This is a genomic window from Desulfobaculum sp. (assembly GCF_054921475.1).
On record NZ_JBUDSW010000317.1, the window covers coordinates 1 to 3503 of the forward strand.

General features: G+C 60.0%; 4 protein-coding genes. All 4 read left to right on the forward strand.

The window, feature by feature from the left end:
* The coding region (locus ACY69P_RS15210; RefSeq protein ID WP_462328084.1) for a response regulator at nucleotides 1–312 on the forward strand (312 nt) is incomplete at its 5' end.
* Nucleotides 313–343: 31 nt separating this feature from the next.
* Nucleotides 344–1096 (forward strand): hypothetical protein, encoded by a 753-nt coding sequence (locus ACY69P_RS15215; RefSeq protein ID WP_459901930.1) that lies wholly within the window; start codon nucleotides 344–346, stop codon nucleotides 1094–1096.
* Nucleotides 1096–2769 (forward strand): chemotaxis protein CheA, encoded by a 1674-nt coding sequence (locus tag ACY69P_RS15220; protein ID WP_462328085.1) that lies wholly within the window; start codon nucleotides 1096–1098, stop codon nucleotides 2767–2769. Before ACY69P_RS15215 ends, ACY69P_RS15220 begins: the two co-directional genes overlap by 1 nt.
* A 33-nt stretch (nucleotides 2770–2802) precedes the next feature.
* The coding region (locus ACY69P_RS15225; protein ID WP_462328086.1) for a Tll0287-like domain-containing protein at nucleotides 2803–3503 on the forward strand (701 nt) is incomplete at its 3' end.

Below are 3503 nucleotides of genomic sequence, written 5' to 3' on the forward strand. Positions count from 1 at the left end.
GTGGTCAATGGAGAGGAAGCCGTTTCGGCGTTTAAGATTGCCCATGATGAGCACCGGCCCTATTCGATCATCATTATGGACATTATGATGCCAGTTCTTGATGGCCTGAGCGCTGTGCGGCAGATTCGGGCCTATGAGGAGGAAAACGGCATCACCGAAGCGGCGCGGGTTATTATGGCCACGGCGCTGTCGGACCCGAAGACCGTTATGCAGTCCTTTGACGACTGCGGGGTCGAGGGCTACATCGTCAAACCCTATGACGGCGATAAGCTGCGTAAGGAACTGGAAAAGCTGGGCCTGATGATCGATTGATGCGCAACGGACCATCCTTCTGGGGGACGATATGAGTGAAAGCGATGAGATGGTCACAGAGTTTTATTCGCAGGTGAACGATGACTTCTATCCCCTCATCATGGAGGGGACGGACCTCTTGGGACAGGGCAAGGTACAGGAAGGCATCGAGGTTCTCGCGCGGCCGCTGCATACCATCAAGGGCGTAACCGGCTTCATGGGCGGGTTTGAGGTTGCGTCCACATTCACCCACAAGGTCGAGAGCTTTTTGAAGAAGCTCCAAAGCGGCGAGCTGGACCACAGCGACGACAATGTCACTGCGGCGCGGCAAGCCGTGACGCACGTCTTTCAGCTGCTGGACCAGATTCGCGAGCTGGGCGAGCCGGACAAGGACGAAATGGACGCCGTGCTCGCGCGCTTGGACGAAGCCGCAGGTGCAGGCGACGCCGGAGCGGGCGAGGATGCGGGCAGCATTGAGATAGAGCCGGGAGACGGCTTTATGCTGGTGCGTGTGGCTATGCCCCGCCTGCATTTGCAGCCCCACCGCGACGCCCTGCGGAAAACGCTGACGCAAATTGAGCAGGGGACCGCTGTGCGGGTGGACCTCTCCGGCGTGCGCTCGGTCAATTCCGCTACCTTTGAGCTGCTGGAGGAGATGGCCGCACGCCTTGACCTGCGCCTGACCGGTATGGGGCCTTCCTGCAAGGGAACCTTTTACGCATGGGGGTTTGATGGGTCGCTCCGCATGGCGTCCGAGGGACAGAGCCGTGATGCACAATGCGCCGAAGCAGGTGGACAAGGCTGATGAAGAGCAGCATTGAACAATGCATCGAAGCGCTGGAAGAGCGCATCCTCATTCTGGAGCAGGGAAAAACCTCGCCAGAGGCCTTGCATGACGCCCTTGCGCGCTTGGGGCTGACACATGTGCGCTACCCCTCGGCCAACGTTGCAACGCTCATGGATATGCTCACCGACGGCATCGCTCCGGTAACGCCGGAGATGGTGACCGCGTTTTTGCAGATTGCCGACGGCCAGCGCCAGCTGTTGTACTCCATGGCAGGCATTGTGGAGGACCGCGCGGACAAAATTCGCGAACTGCGCGAGTCCGGCGAGTATGAGGAGCCACAGGAAGACGGCGAGGATGCCCCTGAAGGCGGCGCCACGGCCAAGGACGCCGCGCCAGACGCCCAAACCGCGGCAGAGGACACCGATGACGCGGCCCGTCAAAGCCCGCCCGCAGACGCTCCGGGCGCGTCAAAGCCCAGCCCCAAAGCCCCTGCGCCCAAGGCGCCGCAAAAAGGCGGCTCCGAAATTTCCTCCATCCGCGTCAATACGGACAAGCTGGATACCCTTATTGACTACATCGGCAAGCTGATGACGCAATACGCCGTCATTGCCCAAAATCCCTCTTTGGACTCGAAAGCCGTTGCCGGAATGAAGGACCTTGAAGTCGTCATCAGCAACATCAAGGACGAGGTGGAGAAAATCCGCCTTGTGCCGCTGAAACAGATTTTTACCCCCATGCACCGCCTTGTGAGCAGTCTGTCCATGAAGATGGGCAAAAAGCTGCGCTTTGAGGTGGTGGGCGACGACCTGCAACTGGACAAGACCATTGTGGAGCACATCAACGAGCCGCTGGTCCATCTGCTGCGCAATGCCGTGGACCACGGTCTGGAGATGCCCGAAGAACGCGCGAAGGCCGGAAAGGAAGAGACCGCGCTCCTGCGTCTGTCGGCCCGGCGGCGGGGGAGCAAGGCGTTTATCATTGTTGAGGACGACGGCCGCGGCATCGACCCGGAAAAAATCCGCAAGAAGGCCGTGGAGCGTGGCTTGCTGTCGGATGAGGAGAAGCTCACCCCCGAGGAAGTGTACCGCTTTATCCTCAAGTCCGGTTTTTCCACGGCGGAGAAAGTCACGGACGTTTCCGGGCGCGGTGTGGGCATGGATGCGGTGGCCCATTCCATCGAAGACCGCCTCGGCGGCGAAATTTCCATCACCAGCGATTTTGGCAGCGGCTCAACCTTTACCCTTGCCATACCTTTGGAGCGCTCCCTGTCCGAGGGCATTGTGGACGCGCTTATCGTGAACCTTGGTACTGAAGTTTTTGTGGTGCCCAGCCAGCCTGTGCTGGAGGTCTACGCCGTGCGTCCGGGCGACATTACCACCATGCCCGGCGGCGACGAGACCGTGGACGTGCGCGGGGAGTTGTATCCGCTCTTTCGGCTGGACAGATATTTCGGTTTGCGCATGACCACGGAGAGCGATGGTGCGGAGCAGGCTGTTGTCATCAAGGTTGGCCGCCGCAGGGCTGCATTCCTCGTGGACGAGGTGTTGCGGCAGCAGCAGGTGGTGGTTGCCAGTTTCACCATCCCGGTCAAGGACATCTACAATGTACCCATCCTCGGCTACGGCATGATTGGCGAGCGCGATGCGCTGGTGCTGGATGTGGAAAGCCTGATGGACCACATGCACGCCTGAGCCTGACGCCCTACGGGGACAAGGGAGGAGACGATGGGATTCTTCAGTAACCTGAGCATCCGGTGGAAGGCGCTGCTGACGGCGCTTTTGGGTCCGTTCCTCATTGCCGCTGTGATGGCCGTCATCCAAATGCGGACCATTGAGGAGGGGACCCACGATGCCCTGCTTGAGAAAAGCCGCGCCATAGTGCTGATGGCCGAGGCGGGGCGCGTGGAGATGGCGCAGAAGATTGAGCATGGTCTTCTGAAGCCCTTTGACGAAATTCCGCGCGAGCACCTGCTGGAGGCTGTTCCGGTTATTACCGCCATCAACATGGCGGCGGGCAATGCCGAGGAGGCGGGCTATGATTTCCGCGTCCCCAAAATCTCCCCGCGTAATCCCAAGAACACCCCAACGGAATTGGAAGAGCGCGTGCTTGCAAAGCTCAAGGCTGAGAATCTTGATGAATACATTCTCGTGCAGGGCGACGCCATACGGTATTTTCGGCCCATTCGTCTGACCAAGGATTGCCTCTATTGCCACGGCGACCCCAAGGGCGCAAAGGATCCGGTGGGCGGCATTAAGGAAGGCTGGCGTGCGGGTGATATTCACGGCGCGTTTGAGATTGTGACGTCCCTTGATGCGGCCAACCGCGAGATTGCGCAGGCCGGGATGAGCGTGGTGACGTGGACTGGGCTGTTCCTTGCCGTTATCGCGGTTGCGGTGTGGTGGGCGTTGCGGTCCGGTGTCATCCG

Coding starts and splice junctions, on each gene's coding strand:
- ACY69P_RS15215 (WP_459901930.1), top strand. CDS start 344: ATGAGTGAAAGCGATGAGATGGTCACAGAGTTTTATTCGCAGGTGAAC.
- ACY69P_RS15220 (WP_462328085.1), top strand. CDS start 1,096: ATGAAGAGCAGCATTGAACAATGCATCGAAGCGCTGGAAGAGCGCATC.